Annotated in this window: 15 protein-coding genes; 10 read left to right on the forward strand and 5 right to left on the reverse strand. The window is 61.9% G+C overall.

What is annotated here, in order from left to right; translation table 11 throughout:
* Nucleotides 1-9: 9 nt before the first annotated feature.
* Nucleotides 10-1,773: a monovalent cation:proton antiporter-2 (CPA2) family protein gene (locus tag F0M18_RS16930; protein ID WP_149612650.1), complete on the reverse strand. Its 1,764-nt coding sequence runs from the start codon at nt 1,771-1,773 to the stop codon at nt 10-12.
* Nucleotides 1,774-2,014: 241 nt separating this feature from the next.
* Here F0M18_RS16930 and F0M18_RS16935 point away from each other — a divergent pair, with 241 nt between their 5' ends.
* The 5 genes from F0M18_RS16935 to F0M18_RS16955 are packed head-to-tail and all read left to right on the forward strand — an operon-like array spanning nt 2,015 to nt 8,050.
* Nucleotides 2,015-3,037 carry an ABC transporter permease gene (locus tag F0M18_RS16935; protein WP_149612651.1) on the forward strand — a complete coding sequence of 341 codons (1,023 nt, stop codon included), beginning with the start codon at nt 2,015-2,017 and terminating at the stop codon, nt 3,035-3,037.
* A 3-nt stretch (nt 3,038-3,040) separates the two neighbouring features.
* Nucleotides 3,041-4,108, forward strand: coding sequence for an ABC transporter permease (locus F0M18_RS16940; RefSeq protein ID WP_149612652.1), 1,068 nt, complete (start codon nt 3,041-3,043; stop codon nt 4,106-4,108).
* Between the two features lie 10 nt (nt 4,109-4,118).
* Nucleotides 4,119-6,095 (forward strand): extracellular solute-binding protein, encoded by a 1,977-nt coding sequence (locus tag F0M18_RS16945; RefSeq protein ID WP_149612653.1) that lies wholly within the window; start codon nt 4,119-4,121, stop codon nt 6,093-6,095.
* Nucleotides 6,096-6,104: 9 nt separating this feature from the next.
* Entirely contained in the window at nt 6,105-7,076 is a 972-nt protein-coding gene (locus F0M18_RS16950; RefSeq protein WP_149612654.1) for an ABC transporter ATP-binding protein, read from the forward strand.
* Nucleotides 7,073-8,050 carry an ABC transporter ATP-binding protein gene (locus F0M18_RS16955; protein ID WP_262500983.1) on the forward strand — a complete coding sequence of 326 codons (978 nt, stop codon included), beginning with the start codon at nt 7,073-7,075 and terminating at the stop codon, nt 8,048-8,050. Before F0M18_RS16950 ends, F0M18_RS16955 begins: the two co-directional genes overlap by 4 nt.
* A gap of 78 nt (nt 8,051-8,128) precedes the next feature.
* Here the strand turns inward: F0M18_RS16955 and F0M18_RS16960 are convergent, their stop codons facing one another.
* Nucleotides 8,129-8,968, reverse strand: coding sequence for a pirin family protein (locus F0M18_RS16960; protein WP_149612655.1), 840 nt, complete (start codon nt 8,966-8,968; stop codon nt 8,129-8,131).
* A gap of 332 nt (nt 8,969-9,300) precedes the next feature.
* Between F0M18_RS16960 and F0M18_RS16965 the strand changes: the two genes are divergently transcribed.
* The 3 genes from F0M18_RS16965 to F0M18_RS16975 all read left to right on the forward strand — a co-directional run bounded on the left by F0M18_RS16965 (nt 9,301) and on the right by F0M18_RS16975 (nt 11,601).
* Complete coding sequence (locus F0M18_RS16965) at nt 9,301-10,032, forward strand: hypothetical protein (protein ID WP_149612656.1); 732 nt, start codon at nt 9,301-9,303, stop codon at nt 10,030-10,032.
* Nucleotides 10,033-10,383: 351 nt separating this feature from the next.
* On the forward strand, nt 10,384-10,548 hold the full coding sequence (locus F0M18_RS16970) for a DUF1328 domain-containing protein (RefSeq protein ID WP_149612657.1): 165 nt from the start codon (nt 10,384-10,386) through the stop codon (nt 10,546-10,548).
* 180 nt (nt 10,549-10,728) lie between these two features.
* Nucleotides 10,729-11,601, forward strand: coding sequence for an alpha/beta hydrolase (locus F0M18_RS16975; RefSeq protein WP_149612658.1), 873 nt, complete (start codon nt 10,729-10,731; stop codon nt 11,599-11,601).
* Between the two features lie 39 nt (nt 11,602-11,640).
* Here F0M18_RS16975 and F0M18_RS16980 read toward each other — a convergent pair whose 3' ends face one another.
* Nucleotides 11,641-12,207, reverse strand: coding sequence for a hypothetical protein (locus F0M18_RS16980; protein WP_149612659.1), 567 nt, complete (start codon nt 12,205-12,207; stop codon nt 11,641-11,643).
* A gap of 266 nt (nt 12,208-12,473) precedes the next feature.
* Here F0M18_RS16980 and F0M18_RS16985 point away from each other — a divergent pair, with 266 nt between their 5' ends.
* A complete protein-coding gene (locus F0M18_RS16985) occupies nt 12,474-13,046 on the forward strand; it encodes a hypothetical protein (RefSeq protein WP_149612660.1) in 573 nt (190 codons plus the stop codon).
* Here F0M18_RS16985 and F0M18_RS16990 read toward each other — a convergent pair whose 3' ends face one another.
* The gene (locus tag F0M18_RS16990; RefSeq protein WP_188109776.1) at nt 13,047-15,290 is read right to left on the reverse strand and encodes a patatin-like phospholipase family protein; all 2,244 of its coding nucleotides are present in this window, start codon (nt 15,288-15,290) and stop codon (nt 13,047-13,049) included.
* A gap of 205 nt (nt 15,291-15,495) precedes the next feature.
* Between F0M18_RS16990 and F0M18_RS16995 the strand changes: the two genes are divergently transcribed.
* Nucleotides 15,496-15,891 (forward strand): DUF2147 domain-containing protein, encoded by a 396-nt coding sequence (locus F0M18_RS16995; RefSeq protein WP_188109777.1) that lies wholly within the window; start codon nt 15,496-15,498, stop codon nt 15,889-15,891.
* Between the two features lie 153 nt (nt 15,892-16,044).
* On the opposite strand, the gene F0M18_RS17000 is transcribed toward F0M18_RS16995, so the two are convergent.
* On the reverse strand, nt 16,045-17,019 hold the full coding sequence (locus tag F0M18_RS17000; RefSeq protein WP_149612663.1) for a LysR family transcriptional regulator: 975 nt from the start codon (nt 17,017-17,019) through the stop codon (nt 16,045-16,047).
* Nucleotides 17,020-17,067 lie beyond the last annotated feature (48 nt).

Below are 17,067 nucleotides of genomic sequence, written 5' to 3' on the forward strand. Positions count from 1 at the left end.
GGCGCGCGTTCAGCCGCCGCCGGCGAGATCCTCCCGATCCTGCTGGAACAGGCTGGCCAGCTCTTCGCGGCTGTAACGGCTGTGCTCGATAAGGGCATCCATATCGTCCGTCATTTGCAGTGAATTCTGCAGCGTTTCTTCATCGTGACGCCGGAACAGCTCCACCATGCGCTCGGCCTCGGCCTCGTCGAAGCCGTATTCGCGCAGCACCTGGTCTGCCGCGAGCAGGCTGCCCGCCAGCATCTCGCGTACCACCCCTGCAACGCCCAGTTGGTTGAACAGTCGCACACTCATGCGGTTGTGGGCACGGGCCACCACGCGCACCTGCGGGTAGTTCTCGCGCACCAGTTCGGCCACGCGCAGGCACTGGCTTTCGTCATCCAGCGCCAGCAACACCACACGGGCATGCTCGATACCGGCGGTTTTCAGCAGGTCCAGGCGGGTGGCGTCACCATAGAACACGCGGTTGCCAAACTTCTTCACGAACTCGATGTGCTCGGCATCGTTGTCCAGGGCGGTGAAGGGAATCCCGTTGGCGGCGAGTATGCGCCCCGTTATCTGGCCGAAGCGGCCAAAGCCGGCGATGATCACCGCGGGCTCGGCCTGCTCGCGACTGTCGTCATAAACCCGCGGGCAGTTCTGCGAGCTGAAAAACTGGCTGTGCAGGATCACCAGCGGCGCGGTCAGGGCCATGGAAACGCCCACGATCAGGGTCACCTGGTTGGCCAGCGCCGGCTCGATGAGGCCGTTGGCGGCCGCCTGGGCCATCACCACAAAGGCGAATTCCCCGCCCTGGGAGAGCATCAGGCCCACGCGCATGGCGTCCCTGGACACCTGCCCCGATGCGCGCAGCAATGTCCAGATCACCGCCGTCTTCAGTGCCACCAGCGCCACCGCGGCACCCAGGATCAGCACCGGCTCACGAGTGAGCAGGCCGAGGTCCAGGTTCATGCCGATAGCGATGAAAAACAGGCCCAGCAACAGGCCCTTGAAAGGCTCGATCTCCATCTCCAGCTGATGCCGGAAGCTGGAGTTGGCCAGCAGGACCCCGGCGAGAAACGCCCCCATACCCATGGACAGGCCGGCGGCATCCATACCCAGCGCCGTCAGCAACACGATCAGCAGTGCCGAGGCTGTCATCACCTCGGCGCTGCCGGAGCGGGCCACCAGCCGCAGGAAGGGGTTGAGCAGGAAGCGGCCAACCAGCAATACCAGCACAATGGCGCCAATGCCGACATACCAGGCCGGCGCATCCGGCGAGCCCCTGGCGGCCAGTGACTCCACCAACAGCAGGATGGGAATCACCGCCAGGTCCTGCATCAGCAGGATGCCGAACCCCTGCTGCCCGGGAGGGCTGTTGAGCATGCGATGCTCGTTCATCAACTGGATCGCGAAAGCGGTGGAAGACAGGGCCAGGGCCAGCGCGATCACCAGTGCCACAGGCCAGTCCCCTAGGAGCCACAGCAGCGCCAGGCCGATCAACCCTGCGCACGCCAGCATCTGCCCGCCGCCGGTGAGCACCACCGCGCCGCGCAGGCGCCACAGCTTCTCCGGCTCCAGTTCAATACCGATCAGGAATAACAGCAGCACCACACCCAACTCGGCGAAGTGCAGGATAGTATCCGGGTCACTGACCAGGTTGAATACCGAGGGCCCGATCAGGGCGCCGGCAACCAGGTAGCCGAGAATGGCGCCCAGCTTCAGTCGCGTAAACAGTGGCACCGCCAGAACCGCGGCACCGAGGAAAATCACTGTCGAACCTATCAGACTCACTGGCCGCCACCCCCTGTCGGCATTGCATATGCCGACAGTATATAGAACGGCTTGGGCCAATGGTGGCGCCAGGCCAGGCCATGCCCCTGCAATCTGCAGTGAAATTCATGGCCCTTCTCCCTTCGCCCGGGTTGTGGCACCATCACGCTTTCACCAGCGACAACCCAACTGCATGCACGGCAACCAGAACAGACCGCAGCGCGCTCTCCCCGGCTATGGGAAACAGGAGCTCGCTCGCTGAATGCGTGACTACTTCATCAGGCGCCTGTTGCTGGTCCCGCCCACCCTGCTGGGTATTACCATCATTGTCTTCGCCATCACCCGGCTGGTGCCCGGCGGCCCGCTGGAGCGGGCGATCATGGAAGCCCAGCAGGCGGACGTGACCAGCGGCATCAGCAGCCAGGCCGCCGGACAGGGCATGGCCATCTCCGAGGCGCAGCTGGAGAAGCTCAAGGAATACTACGGGTTCGACAAGCCGGTGCTGCAAAGCTATGCCCAGTGGCTGGGCAAGGTCATGTCCGGCGATCTGGGCAACTCCTACCGCTACAACGAACCGGTGTGGGATGTAATCAAGGATCGCTTCCCGGTATCGCTGTATTACGGCCTGGTGACCCTGGTGCTGACCTATGCCGTGTGCATTCCCCTGGGCGTGGTGAAGGCGATCAAGCACAGAACGGTGGTAGATAATGCCACCTCGGTGCTCATATTCATCGGCTATGCCATACCCGGTTACGCCCTCGGCTCCCTGCTGCTGCTGTATTTCTCGGTGCGCCTGGACTGGTTCCCGATGGGCGGCTTTGTCAGTTACGACTTCCAGGACAAGGATTTCGCCGGCAAGGCCTGGGACCTGCTGCAACACTCGGCGCTGCCACTGATCTGCTACATGGTGGGCGCGTTTGCACTGGTCACCATGCTGCTGAAGAACCATCTCATGGACAACCTGGCCGCAGACTACATGCGCACAGCCGTGGCCAAGGGCGTGTCTTTCAAGCAGGCCGTCACCCGCCATGCCATGCGCAACTCGCTCATTCCCATCGCCACCACCTTTGGCCAGAACATCACCCTGCTGGTGTCCGGCTCGTTCCTGATTGAGACCATTTTCGATATCGACGGCTTCGGCCTGCTGGCGCTGACCGCGGTGCTGGACCGGGACTACCCGGTGGTCATGGGCGTGGTGCTGGTCAGCAGCCTGCTGTTGCTGATCGGCAATATCCTCTCGGACCTGCTGGTGGCTGTTGTCGACCCGCGGATCAGGTTCCACTGACATATGTTTCGCTTCAATCCACAGACGCTGAAAAAGCTGCGCCGCTTCCGCCATATCAAGCGCGGCTATTACAGCTTTCTGTTTCTCTCGGTGCTGCTGGTGATACTCGCCTTCGGCGAGTTGCTGGTGAACAGCCGCGCGCTGGTGGTCAGCTACGAGGGGGAACTGTATTTCCCCACTTACACCAACTTTCACCCGGGCACCGACTTCGGTTTTGATTACAGCTACGAGGTGAACTACCGGGACCTGAAGCGTCACTTCGAGGAACAGGACCAGGGCAACTGGGTGATCATGCCACTGGTGCCCTACAACCCCTACGAGAACAACGCCAGCAACGGGGTGTTCCGGCCCTCGCCGCCCTCGTTCGAGAGCCAGCACTACCTGGGCACCGACACCACCAGCCGGGATATCCTGGCGCGCCTGTTCTATGGCACCCGCATCGCGCTCATTTTCGCGCTGGCATTTACGGTCTGGGTCTACCTGATCGGCATCTCGGTGGGCTGCGCCATGGGCTACTTCGGTGGCGTGTTCGACCTGTTCTTCCAGCGCGTGATCGAAATCTGGTCGAATATACCGTTCCTGTACATGGTGATTATCGTGTTCTCGGTGATCCCCTCCAGTTTGTCGATACCGTCACGCATCGGCATTCTGCTTTTTATCATGGTGCTGTTCTCCTGGACCGGCATGACCTACAACATGCGTACCGAGACCTACAAGGAAAAGTCGCGCGACTACATCGCCGCCGCGCGCATCCTCGGCGCCTCCGACACGCGCATCGTGTTCCGGCATATCCTGCCCAATGTACTGGCCACGCTGGTGACCTTCATGCCCTTTATCGTGGTGTCCGCCATCTCCGCCATCACCGCACTGGACTTTCTCGGTTTCGGCCTGCCGCCACCCACGCCCAGCCTGGGCGAGTTGCTCAAGCAGGGCACCGCGAACCTGCGCACCGCGCCGTGGATTGTGTCCGCCGCCTTCACCACACTGGTGGTGCTGTTGACGGTCGTGACCTTCATCGGCGAGGCCGTGCGCGAATCTTTCGACCCCAAGAAATTTACTGTTTACCGTTGAGGAATCCGGAATGAACAAAGCAAGCTTCGAGCGCAACTGGCTGCGCCTGCTGGCGATTTTTGCGGCAACGCTGGTCCTCGCCGCCTGCGGCGGCGGTACTGATGGCGATGCACAGGGCGAGGCCGCCGAAGTGTACGACAATACCGAGGAGGTAAAAGCCTACTACGCCGCCAATCCGGAGTTCTTCTATTTCAAAACACTTGCGGACCTGCCCGCCAACCTCAACTGGGAGAACGGGGCGGATTTGCCAGAGATGGGCTCCCCGGAAGCAAAGAAGGGCGGCACCGAATACCGGGCACTGCAGGACTTCCCGCGCACGCTGCGCACCCTGGGCCCGGATGCCAACGGCAGCTTCCGCCCCTTCCTGCTGGACAACGTGGAAATGCGCATTGGCTGGCGCCACCAGGATGAGTTCGATTTCATTCCGGGCCTGGCCACGGAATGGGCCATGGGCGAGGACGGCAGGACCGTCTATGTGCGCCTTGACCCTGCGGCGCGCTGGTCCGACGGCGAACCCGTGACCACGGATGACTTCCTGTTCATGTTCTGGTTCTACCGCTCGCCCTACGTCACCGCGCCCTGGTACAACAACTTTTACAGCACCATGTTTACCAACATCACCCGCTATGACGACCTGACCTTCTCCATCACCAGCACCGCGGCCAAACCCGATGCCGACTCCAGGGTGCTGGAGCTCACGCCGAAGCCCCAGCACTTTTACCGCGAGGTGGGCGAGGACTTCGTGGATCGCTACCAGTGGCGCGTGGCGCCCACCACCGGCGCCTACACCGTGCGTGAAAGCGATATCAAGAAAGGCCGCTCCATCGCCCTTACCCGCGTCAAGGACTGGTGGGCCAGGGACAAGAAGCACTTCCGCTATCGCTACAACGCCGACCGCATCCAGTTTTCCGTGATTCGCGACACCGAGAAGATGTTCGAGGCATTTCGCCGTGGCGACCTTGACCAGAACAGCCTGAACCTGTCTGAGTACTGGTACGACAAGCTGCCCGACGACGCCCCGGAAGTGCAGGCCGGCTATATCCACAAGTCTGTATTCCATAACCAGCGCCCCAGGCCCAACATGGGGCTGTGGATCAACACATCCCGCCCGCTGCTGGACGACCTGAACGTGCGCCTGGGCATTCACCACGCCACCAACTTCCAGCTGGTCATCGACAGCCTGTTCCGCGGCGACTATAGCCGCCTGCAAACCGCACACGAGGGCTTCGGCGAGTTCTCCGCTTCCGGCGTCAAGGCACGGGAGTACGATATCGACAAGGCCCTGGCCTACTTCGCCGCCGCCGGATTCACCGAGCGCGGATCCGACGGCATCCTGGTCAATGCCGAGGGCCAGCGCCTGGCCTTCACCCTGTCCAGCGGCTACCAGAGCATGCGCGACGTACTCACCATCCTGAAAGAGGAAGCCGCCAAGGCCGGCCTCGAATTCCGTGTAGAGGTACTGGACAGCACTGCGGGCTGGAAGAAAGTGCAGGAAAAACAGCACGACATCCAGCTGGCGGGATTCAGCGTCTTCCTGGAGATGTACCCGCGCTTCTGGGAGCACTACCACTCGGACAACGCCTACGACAAAGCCTTCCTGGAAGACGGCAGCGTCAATCCGGCGCGCAAGCTGAAAACCCAGACCAACAACCTGGAAACCTTCGCCATGCCCGAGGTCGATGCGCTGATCGAGCGCTACCGCGCCTCCCCCGACAAGGCCGAGATGATCGAGATTGCCAACGAACTCACCCGGATCCTGCACGAGCACGCCTCCTACGTGCCCGGCTTCTACCAGGGCTTTTACCGCATCGGCCACTGGCGCTGGATCCAATACCCCGAGTTCTTCAACCACAAGCACAGCCGCAGTGCCGGCCAGCTGTTCGTGCACTGGGTAGACGAAGACATCAAGCAGGAAACCCGGGACGCCATGCAGTCGGGCAAGACGTTCGAACCGCAGATTCGCGTTTACGACCAGTGGCGGGATTAAGACAGAACCATGCCGCTGCTTGAGGTAGACAATCTCGTCACCGAGTTCGACACGGACGAAGGCCAGGTGCGCGCCGTGGATGGGGTCAATTTCACCATCGACGAGGGCCAGACGCTGGGCATCGTTGGCGAGTCCGGCTGTGGCAAAAGTGTCACCGCGCATTCCATCATGCGCCTGCTGCCACAGCCCGCCGGCCAGATTGTCGGCGGCGCGGTGCGGTTCCGCGATCGCGACCTGACCCGGCTGCCCATCGAGGCGATGCAGAAAGTGCGCGGCAACGACATCGGCATGGTGTTCCAGGAACCCATGACCGCGCTGAACCCGGTGCAGACCATCGGCAAGCAACTGGCTGAAGTCATGCTCCTGCACCGCGACATCAGCGCCGACCAGGCGATTCGCGATGCGGTGGAGATCCTCGCCCGGGTGGGCATTCCCTCTCCCGACGTGCGCATGGGCGAATACCCGCACCAGCTCTCCGGCGGCATGCGCCAGCGCGTGGTGATCGCCATGGCGCTGGCCTGCAAGCCGGCCCTGCTGATTGCCGACGAACCCACTACCGCGCTGGACGTCACCATCCAGGCGCAGATACTGGAGCTGATTCGCGAATTGCAGTCTGAAATGGGGATGGGGGTCATGCTCATCACCCACGACCTGGGCGTTATCGCCGAGACCAGCGATGACGTGGTGGTGATGTATGCCGGACGCGTGGCCGAGCAGGGCAGCGTTTACGACATCTTCGACCGTCCCGCCCACCCCTACACACGGGGGCTGCTGGCCTCCATTCCACGACTGGACACCGAGCCGAAGTCGCGGCTGAGTATTATCGAAGGCATGGTGCCGGGGCTGCAGGACCTGCCCCCGGGCTGCCGTTTCCAGAACCGCTGCCCCGACGCGGTTGACGCCTGCACGCAACAGGCGCCGCCGCTGGAAGCCGTGGCTGACCAACACCGGGTGAGCTGCATCCGCTGGAGTGAACTGTGAGCGCGCCGTTGCTGGAAGTAAACAACCTGCAGATGCACTTCCCTGTGCGCGAGGGCCTGCTGCTGCGCTCACGCCGGCACAACCGCGCCGTGGACGGCGTCTCACTGCATATTCAACCGGGAGAGACCCTGGGCCTGGTGGGCGAGTCCGGCTGTGGCAAGTCTACACTGGGCCGCTGTATCAGCCGCCTGTACCAGCCCACGGGCGGCAGCGTGCAATTTGCGGGGGATGACATCACCCACCTGCGCGGCAAGGCACTGATGCCCTACCGCCAGCACATACAGATGATTTTCCAGGACCCGATGGAATCACTGAACGCGCGTCACACGGTAGGGGAGATTCTGGAAGAGCCGTTCATCATCCACAAGATGGGTGACAAGGCCTTTCGCAGCGAGCGCGTGCGCAAGTTGCTGGATACCGTGGGGTTGCCGGCGCGCTCAGCCACCCGCTACCCGTTTGAATTTTCCGGTGGCCAGCGCCAGCGCATCGGTATCGCCCGCGCCATCGCCCTGAACCCGCAATTGATTGTCTGTGACGAACCGGTGTCGGCGCTGGATGTCTCCATACAGAGCCAGATCCTGAACCTGCTCAATGACCTGCAGCAGGAGTTCAAGCTGTCCTACCTGTTCATTGCCCACGACCTGGCGGTGGTCAAACACATCTCCGACCGGGTCGCCATCATGTACCTGGGCAAGATCGTGGAAACCGCCGACGCCGAAGGCATCTACCGGCAGCCGCGCCATCCCTATACCCGGTCGCTGATCTCCGCCATTCCGGTGCCCGACCCCCACCGCAAGGTGCAGCGGCAGATACTGAGCGGTGATGTGCCCTCGCCCATCGACCCGCCCTCGGGCTGCCACTTCCACCCCCGCTGCCCGGAGGCCGAAGCGCAGTGCAAAACCACCTCACCGGAGCTGATCGCGGTGTCCGGCGGACACGACTGTGCCTGTTTGCTGGCCCGGGGCGATGCCTGAGCAGGCGCAATGCCTGCCCCGGACTGGCGGCTGACACAACAGCGTCAACTTCCAGCGCCACCACCTTCGGCATCTTCCTCAGGGAAACTGGCCGGCCTGGTAATCGCGCAGGGTCTGCTCGATTTCCTCGATAGTGTTCATCACGAAGGGGCCGTAGTGGGCCACCGGCTCGCGCAGGGGCTTGCCCTGCATGATAAGTACGCAGGCACCGGCGCTACCCGATTGCAACACCAGGGCATCGCCCTCACCGGTAATCAGCAGCTGCCGGGGCAATACCTCGCGCTCGGCGACCCGCACGCTGCCGTCGTAGACGTAGCCGATGACGTTGTGCTGCGCCGGCAACGCCAGGGTCACCGTGGTCTCGGGCGCCAGGTGAATGTCCAGCAGTCCCGCGTAGGCCGCCAGTTCGGTCAGCGGGCCGGTGACTGCACCGTTGTCGAGATGCCAGGTGCCGGCAATTGCGGTGGCATCGATACCCGCGGCCGAGTATGTCGCCAACTCACTGGCCGGCACATCGCGGTAGCGCGGTGGCGCGCCCTTCTCGGCCGCCGGCAGATTGAACCAAAGCTGGAAGCCGTGCAGCCCCTGCGTATCCAGCGTCGGCATTTCCGAGTGGATAATGCCACGGCCGGCGGACATCCACTGGGCGCCGCCGCCACGGATCTCACCGCGATTGCCCTCGCTGTCCTGGTGAATGATGCCGCCGTGCTTGAGGTAGGTCAGCGTCTGCATGCCGCGGTGCGGGTGCGGCGGAAAGCCACCGGCGAAGTCTTCCCGGTGCTCGGAGCGCAGCTCGTCGATCATCAGCACCGGGTCCATGCCCGCGTGCTGCATACCGGCGATGCGCTGGATGGCCACGCCGTCGCCATCCCGGCTGGGATGGGCACTGCGGATTTCCTGTATGTGCCTTAATTGCATAAGTCTCCCCTCGCTAGGTTTCGGGAAAGCTTATGATCGTTATTAACGAATGAATAGCACAAATAAACGGCAAATAATTTCGATAATATCGAATTACTTGCCGCTCAGAACGGATTTGACGGAACCGGCCACGTCATCCCCCTCGAGCCACGGCGGTGTCGCGGGCCTCCGGTCCCGGCTTGCAGGTGACGACATCGAAGCAGTGCGCCCGGGCGGGAGATTGCCGGGACATGGCATGCGTTTCAAAAATACTCGCGCATTGAGCAGGACAAAGCGAACGCAATGGGAGTTACAATTGACGAGCCACATTCGTCACGCCCGGACTGTTCCCAATGACGTCCTACATTTGGTCATTTCTCGGTATGTCCCTGATTGTCGGTGCGCACTTCCGCGCCGAGAGCATCCTCAGCGCGCATCGTCACACGACCACGCTGTTAAACGTGATCGCGGGGATAGCCATCGCCTACGCATTCGTCGACGTGTTTCCGCACCTTGCCCGCAAACAGCCTGTTCTCGAGGGGCTGTTTCCCGGCCCCATTGGCGCCTATCTCTCTAATCACGTCTACGTGATGGCCCTTGTTGGTTTTTGCGTGTATGTGGGCATACGAGTATTCAGTGTGGCAGAAATTGACCGCCGGCATTCACGCATGGCCTATATCGCTCTGGTGATATCCATGTGTGTTTACGCGCTATTTATCGGCTACATGCTGGCGGAGCAACCACTGTATCGGCCGGAACCTGCGTTCCTGTTTGGCCTGGCCATGGCTGCTCACTTCCTGGGACTACACCACGAACTCATGCATGAATGGCCGGAACTCTACAACAATGTGGTGCGCTACCTACTGATGGCGGCGACAGTCCTGGGCTGGTGGGGCAGCTTCTTTTACACGATTTCGCTGCCCGTGTACGCGCTGGGCTTCGCATATATCGCAGGTGGCATCGTTGCCGCCGGTGCCATCAATGATCTTCCTCGAGTAAAGTCTGCGCCTGCCCTGGTTGCTTTCCTGGCCGGAGCCGCGGCTTACAGCATCCTGTTGCTGACAATCGAGGCATTTCGAGTATAGGTATTGCGGCGCGTCTTAACTCGTTAGCGTGGAGATAAGTGCTACGCGATGTTCCCGCCGCGCCCACCGGGAACGCTTCGCGGCACTGACAGGCTGAACCGGGGGATGCGCGCTGTAGAACTTGCCGCGCGGCCTGTCATTCTTACAAGCGATGCCGACTGCAGGCGCCTGCAAGTGCATCCAGGTGCCGCGAGCTGCGCCAGGCCAAGTCTTGAAACCCGCGCCAGCCCTGGCCTGCAGGGTTTTTAACCACATCGACAGCACTTCTGGCACACAGGTTGCAACCTCTCACCCAAGCGCGGAGTGGACGGGCCGCTTCGGACTTCAACAACACTGAAAAGGAGAGTCATCATGATGGGTTGGGCACTGACATTCTTGATCATCGCACTGGTAGCAGGCCTGCTTGGCTTTACCGGCATCGCGGGTACCGCCGCCAACATCGCCTGGATACTGTTCGTCGTCGGCCTGGTACTGGCCGTCATCCTGTTCATCACCGGCAGGCGACCGCGCGTCTGACAGCGCTGCAGACGCCATAGATAGAGTGCGCAAACCGCAACACGCGCAATCACTAAAGCATCGCTGCGTGGCGCAGGCGCAAAGCCTGTGCCACGCACTTCTGCCTCCAGCAATCGTTTTCACCATGCAGTACGTAACAACAGGTACAGTCACTGCCCATACGGGGTTCGATTCACACCAATGTCACGCTCTGCCTTTCACAGCGCCCTGCGCGCCGGGGTCATACTCATGACCGGGTTCCTGGCCGCCTGCACCGACCTCGGGCTACGCGCCGTGAGTGCACCCTCAGAACTGTTGGGTGACATGCGGGTGGAAAGCGACATCCCCTATGGCAACAAAGCGCACCAAGGCCTGGACCTGTATTTTCCCGCAGCGGCAGCCGGCGCCACAGCACCCCAGCGCCTGGTCATTTTCGTCTACGGCGGCGACTGGACCTCGGGCAACAAGGACGGCTATGCCTTCGTCGCCGATGCGCTCACGGCTGCCGGCTACACCGTGGCCATCCCTGACTACGCCAAGTACCCCGACGTCACCTTCCCCGATTTCGTGGCCGATGTCGCGCTGGCCGTCAGCTGGCTGGCCGGCAACGGCGGCCGCTTCGAACACGTGGACGAGATCGTCCTGATGGGGCATTCAGCCGGCGCCCACACCGGCGCCCTGCTGGTGACCGACCCGCGCTTCCTCGGCGCCCACCAGTTCCCCCTGCAACGCATAGACGCTTTCGTCGGCCTCGCCGGACCCTACGCCTATCTGCCGCAAAACCAGAAATACCGGGATATATTCGGCAACCTGGAGGACTACCAGCAGATGCAGCCACTGCACTTCCTCAGCGGCAGCGAGCCGCCCATGTTGCTGCTGCATGGCGAGGACGACTCCACCGTGTTGCCGCTGCACACGCAGAAATTTGCCGACAAGGCGACAGCACTGGGCGTGGATGTCAGCGTTCACATTTACCCGGGGCGCGGTCACGCCAACCTGGTGCTGGCATTGTCGCGACTGCAGAGTGAGAACAACGCGGTGCGCGAGGACATTCTCTCCTTCCTCGAACGCTGAAACGCGGTCACGCCCGGACCGCGGCCGGGCCCGGCAACGCTACTGGCTGAGCTGTCGCAGCGCCTCGCGATCCGCTTCCGTCAGTGAACGATTCAGGTGCCGCGATGCCTCGCGCTCAAGATGATTTTGCGGATGCCACTCCTGCTGTTTCCGTCCGTGGTTTGGGAAGCCGTTTTCCGGCGTACAGGTGTGACACACCTGGCCGCTGGGATCGCGCCAGCGATTGACGTGATAGTCGTAGTAGAAGCCACCTGCACCAGCATCCTTGCCGGCGTGATGATGGTGGTGCCCCGATTCCTTGACCGGGCCCGAATCATAATTGGTATGGACCTTTTCCACCCCGCCGTGCTTGTTCACCTTGCAGGTACCGGTGGCAAACCTACCGCCCCAGCTGACGGTCCAGTCCACGTTGCTGTGGTGGTGCGTGCCGGAGTTGACTGAGAACGCGGCCATGGGCAGGTGCTTGAACTTGCTTTCATAGGCCAGCCGGTCACGGCAGGCACGCAGCTGCTGATCAGTGGGGTGCTTGTGCTCTGCCAGGGCAAGGTCCGCGCTGAGCAGCACCAACAGCAACGGCGCATGGGTAAAAGACTTCTTGATAATCATGTTCGAATACTCCGGGAAAACTGACACCGCCACAAAAAACCCTGTTTTTTAAGTGGATTATGAGGGCAACACCTGCCTGCAGGGCGTTGCGCTCCACCCCGTTTACTCTAGCAGTTTGTTTGCCGTTTGTGGGGGAGAACCAACTACACAATGGCAGTTTATCGACTAGAATAAAGCGGCCGGCGACTATCGCCCAGCAGGCTCCCAGCATCAGAATCCTGGAGAGGGCCCAACACCGTAGTGATCAAACCACCAGGGAGAACATCATGTACAGAACAACCATCGCCGGTCTTTCACTTCTGCTCAGCCTGCCAGCGCTGGCCGTGGACAGCCGCGACATGAATCAATCGATTGCCATTAGCTATGGCGTGGTGGAGAGTATCCAGCGCAAGAAAATCGACTCTGCCGCACCCGGCGGCGCCGTGCTCGGCGGCATCATCGGTGCGGCCACCGGCGGCCATCATCACCGCGGCAAGAATGCAGCAATCGGCGCCGTCAGCGGCGGTGTGCTGACTGCCATCCTGCAGGGCAAGCGCGACGCCTACGCCTACCAGTTACAAATGGTAAACGGCGGTGAAAAGGAAATCATGACCGAACAGAACACGGCGCGGGAAGGCGACTGTGTTGCTGTAGAGGAGGGCCGTCTGGCCAATATCCGCAGAGTATCTTCCGCCCACTGTGAACACCACGACCACGCCGCGACCCAGGGATACCTGATTCACTCCAAGAGCCAGGAAAGCGCCGCCGAGTGTCATGTGGCGAAAGAAGCGGCGCTGCAGGCGAATACCGAAGAAGAGATGGATATCGCACTGAAGAAAGTGCAGATCTTCTGCGACTGACTAGCGCCCGGGCCGCAAGTCGTCCAGCATGAAAGGCCATGACAGCGCCAGGTAGAAGGTGTCGGCAGAGTCCGAGGTAACGCCCCAGGCAAAATACACCGGGCCCACCGGCGTGTCGGTGCCAACGTACAGGCTGCCGGCCCAGTTCAGCTCACCGAGGGAGATATCCTCACGGAAACTCCACAGCTCGGCGCCCTCGATGGACGCGCCCACATAGATCGGGCTGACAAATGGCAGTACGCCCGGCTGGGTCAGGCGGCGCTGGTACTGCGCCATAACGAAGGCGAGCTGGCGCCCGGAAAGCGCGTTGTAAGGCAGGCCGGAGAAGTTAAACAGGCCACCCAGCTGATAAAGATTCTGCGGCTGCGCGGGGGCGTCCTCACTGGCGAAGACGCGTCCGCTGAAAATCAGCGTGTGCTGGTCGTCAGCACCGAGCGAGATGGCGGACTGGCCGATCAGCCGCGCGCGCTTGAGCTCTGCGTCTGCGCCCAGGGCGCTGTCGTGGTACTGGTAGTCTGCGTACAGGAAATTGCCCCGGGTCGGAAAGTAGAGGTCGTCGAGGGTGTCGTAGCGAAAACGCGCCAGCCAGCCACCCTCGTCAAAACTGCCCTCTTCCAGATCCGCCGTCGCGGTGCGGCTGAAATCGTAGTGACCGCTGGCGCGAAACGGCCCCACCTGGAACTGGGCACTGTCGCCAAACTGGAACCCCGCCATCAATTCAGCCTGCGTCGTCTCCACACGCCAATCGCCCACCGACTCGCCCAGGTCGAACTCGATACCCAGCGAGGTCACCTTCTTGTCGCTGTAGCTGATGGCGGGCGCAATGAAAAACCGTGAACCGTAATCCAGCGGCTGGTAAAACTGCAGGTACGCAGCCGGGCGATCTCCCAGTTCAAGGCTGCCGTAGAGTTCGCCGCCGCGGCTGTTGAGGTCGCGCGCGAGGTAGCTGCCAAACAGGCCGAAGTCTGTCTGGTCGCCGATCTCGGACAGCAGACCGAGGCTGAATTTCAATGAGCTGGCCTCCCGCTCGGAGGCGCGCGCGGTGATCTGCACGCCCTCGCCGCGCTCATCGGTGACCAGGCTGTACTCGATGGTTTTCCAGTAGCCGAGAGCATAGGCGTCGGCAATATTGCGCTCCAGGGTGGCGCTGTCCAGTGGCTGGCCCTTCTGCTGCTCGATCTTGGCAAGCAGCACCTGGTCGGAGATGTTCGAGTCGTTGTCCAGGGCGATAAAGTCAACCTGTTGCCGGGCCTGGGGCAGGGGTTGTGTCGCGGCGACGTAGTCCTGCCAGGCAGCGTCCGAGAGGCGCAAGGCCTGCAATTGCGCCGCCATCGCCATGGTCGCCTCGTAGCCCAGCGCGACGATCTGCTCGGCCTCATAAAAATCCAGCAGGCCAATGCTGGCCACATCGGGCGCGATCAGCACATCCTCAGGGCGCATCAATGCGAGCTGCTCATTGGAATTGCGCAGGCTCATCAGTTTGACCAGCTGCGCCGCCACCGCCACCATACCGCCGATCTCATCCTGGGGTTTGAGGTGGGTACCTATGTCGACCACAATCAAGTGGTCCACGCCCATATCAAGTGCGGGCTGCACCGGGATGTTCATCGAGGCACCGCCATCCACCAGCAGGCGACCGTCCATCTCAACCGGGGCCAGCAGCCCCGGTATCGACATACTGGCACGCATGACACTGCCCATATCACCCTGCGCCAGCACCACCGGCATGCCAGTGGCGATATCGGTCGCCACCGCGCGGTAAGGACGCGGCAGCTGGTCAAAGTCCGAGACATATTCCGCGCCCTGCAACATGCTGACAATCATTGCCCTCGCCTGCTGCCCCTCCAGCACGCCCAGCGGATCAGCCGGGCCTGATTTGCTCAGCTGCAGACGCAGTTCCCCGGGCGCGTCATAATCGTCACCCTTGCGGCGCTGCGGGCGCAGGGCCCGTTGCTCGGTGTCGCGGAACGCCTGCGACCAGTCCATGTCGGCAACGGCGGCATCCAGCGCAGCCGCGTCCATGCCCGCAGAGTAGAGACCGCCCACCAGCGCGCCCATACTGGTACCGGTAACTGCATGTACCGGCACCTGCAGTTCCTCGAGCGCGCGAATAACACCCACATGAGCCAGCCCGCGCGCACCACCGCCGGCCAGCACCAGCCCGACGCGCTCGGCGGCGGCTGTGGCCATGGGAAAGGTCAGTACCGTGGCCAGCAGGAACCTTGGAAATGGGAACAGGGACATTGTCATCGCTCAAACGCTCGGGTTTCACGCGGCCTATTGCATCAGTTGCAGGCGCCCGAGGCAATGTGCCCTGCGCTGTTAATTTACTTTCAAATGCGGTTGCCATTGTTGCCAGCTGCGACAGGCGTGCTATGTTCTGGCTTTGAACCCAAGGCGCCTGATGCGAGCAAAATGCCGATTGCGCCGCTACCAAGGAGTACGACCCATGCTCAGAGTGATATCCCTGCTCGCAGCTGTCACGCTATCCGCCAGCACCATGGCTGCCAGCGTTGAAGGTGTATGGAAGACCGAAACCAATGACGAAGGCGGCTATCTCGAAATCACCGTGAGTCCATGCTCCGAAAACGCCAGCCTCACCTGCGGGCTCATCACCCAGGCCGTCCGCTCCGATGGCCCCAACCCCGACTACGAACACATCGGCAAGCTGATGATCGAGGACATGCAGCGGGACGACGAGCGCCGTTTCTCCGGCGGCACCATCTGGGACCCGGAAGCGGACAAGGTCTACAAATCCAAGATGCAGCTCGATGGCAATGAGCTGGAGGTGGAGGGCTGCATAGCCTTCTTCTGCGATGGCCAGACCTGGACGCGCGTGGAGTAGCCGGCAGGATTCTCGCGGCTGTGGCCGCTCCTACGGGGAGACGCTGGGCCCTGGGTGGGGTTATCGCGGCTGTGGCCGCTCCTACAGGGAACAACCTGATTTGTGGGAGCGGCTACAGCCGCGAATGCCATCGCTACCGGCACCAACCCTCCTTCAACTATGCCCCGGCGAACCGCCATAGGCGTTGGCGATGTGCGCCTCGATTTTTTTCATCGGCAGCAGGTCCTGGCGGCGGTTGAGCACAAACTCCAGGAAACGGTCCGCCACCAGTGACAGTGTCTTTTGCTGCAGGTGCACCACGTACCAGTGGGACATGATCGGGAAGGTACGCACCGGCAACTGCATGAGCCCGTCTTCCTGGGCATTGGCCAGCACATAGGCCGAGAGAATGGCGATACCCATGTCGGCCATCACCGAGTACTTGATGGCCTCGTTGCTGGCGATGGTGATGTGCTTGCCGATCGCCCAGCCATGCTGGCGCAGGTGCTGCTCCACCGCATTCTGCGTGCCCGAACCGGCTTCGCGCACCAGGAACTTCTCATTGGCGATGTCTGCCCATTCCAGCGGCCCGCGCCGGCCCAGCGGATTCTCCGACGAGGCGATAACCGCCAGGGGGTTGGGCAGGAACTGGTGCCGGCGAATAGCCAGTTCCTGCGGCGGGTCGTCGAACAGGTAGAGGTCGTCGCGATTGCCCTTGAGCCGCTCGATGATCTGCGCGCGATTGCCGACCTTGAACTCCACGTCGATATCCGGGTACTCGCGGCAGAAGGGGCCGAGAATATGCGGCATGAAATACTTGGCCGTGGACACCACGGCAATGCGCAGGGTACCGGCAGTCAGGCCCTTGATATTGTTAAGGTTTTCGTCCAGCCGCTGGATAGACTCGAAGAGTTCCTGGCCGGTGCGCACCACCTGCTGCCCCGCCTCGGTAAGGTGGACCTGTTTACCGATGACCTCGTACAGCGGGATATCGAGGGCCTCGCTCAGCTTCTTCACCTGGTTGGAGACACTGGGCTGGGCCAGGTGCAGCGACTCCGCCGCGCGGGCGATGCTGCCGGTCTCGGCTACACGCATGAAGATTTCCACCTGTCTCAGGGTACCGAGGCGGGTCAGCAGCCGTGTATCCATGGATCGCTCACCAATCAATTACTATTTATGAATGCATATAATAATAAT

This window comes from Pseudohalioglobus sediminis (genome assembly GCF_008370495.1).
Taxonomy (GTDB): Bacteria; Pseudomonadota; Gammaproteobacteria; order Pseudomonadales; family Halieaceae; genus Halioglobus.

Bases quoted from the DNA above. Each gene is read 5' to 3' on its own strand.
- F0M18_RS16945 (WP_149612653.1), top strand. From the start codon at position 4,119: ATGAACAAAGCAAGCTTCGAGCGCAACTGGCTGCGCCTGCTGGCGATT.
- F0M18_RS16935 (WP_149612651.1), top strand. From the start codon at position 2,015: ATGCGTGACTACTTCATCAGGCGCCTGTTGCTGGTCCCGCCCACCCTG.
- F0M18_RS16940 (WP_149612652.1), top strand. From the start codon at position 3,041: ATGTTTCGCTTCAATCCACAGACGCTGAAAAAGCTGCGCCGCTTCCGC.
- F0M18_RS17000 (WP_149612663.1), bottom strand. From the start codon at position 17,019: ATGGATACACGGCTGCTGACCCGCCTCGGTACCCTGAGACAGGTGGAA.
- F0M18_RS16985 (WP_149612660.1), top strand. From the start codon at position 12,474: ATGTACAGAACAACCATCGCCGGTCTTTCACTTCTGCTCAGCCTGCCA.
- F0M18_RS16995 (WP_188109777.1), top strand. From the start codon at position 15,496: ATGCTCAGAGTGATATCCCTGCTCGCAGCTGTCACGCTATCCGCCAGC.
- F0M18_RS16965 (WP_149612656.1), top strand. From the start codon at position 9,301: ATGACGTCCTACATTTGGTCATTTCTCGGTATGTCCCTGATTGTCGGT.
- F0M18_RS16960 (WP_149612655.1), bottom strand. From the start codon at position 8,968: ATGCAATTAAGGCACATACAGGAAATCCGCAGTGCCCATCCCAGCCGG.
- F0M18_RS16980 (WP_149612659.1), bottom strand. From the start codon at position 12,207: ATGATTATCAAGAAGTCTTTTACCCATGCGCCGTTGCTGTTGGTGCTG.
- F0M18_RS16990 (WP_188109776.1), bottom strand. From the start codon at position 15,290: ATGTCCCTGTTCCCATTTCCAAGGTTCCTGCTGGCCACGGTACTGACC.
- F0M18_RS16975 (WP_149612658.1), top strand. From the start codon at position 10,729: ATGTCACGCTCTGCCTTTCACAGCGCCCTGCGCGCCGGGGTCATACTC.
- F0M18_RS16950 (WP_149612654.1), top strand. From the start codon at position 6,105: ATGCCGCTGCTTGAGGTAGACAATCTCGTCACCGAGTTCGACACGGAC.
- F0M18_RS16970 (WP_149612657.1), top strand. From the start codon at position 10,384: ATGATGGGTTGGGCACTGACATTCTTGATCATCGCACTGGTAGCAGGC.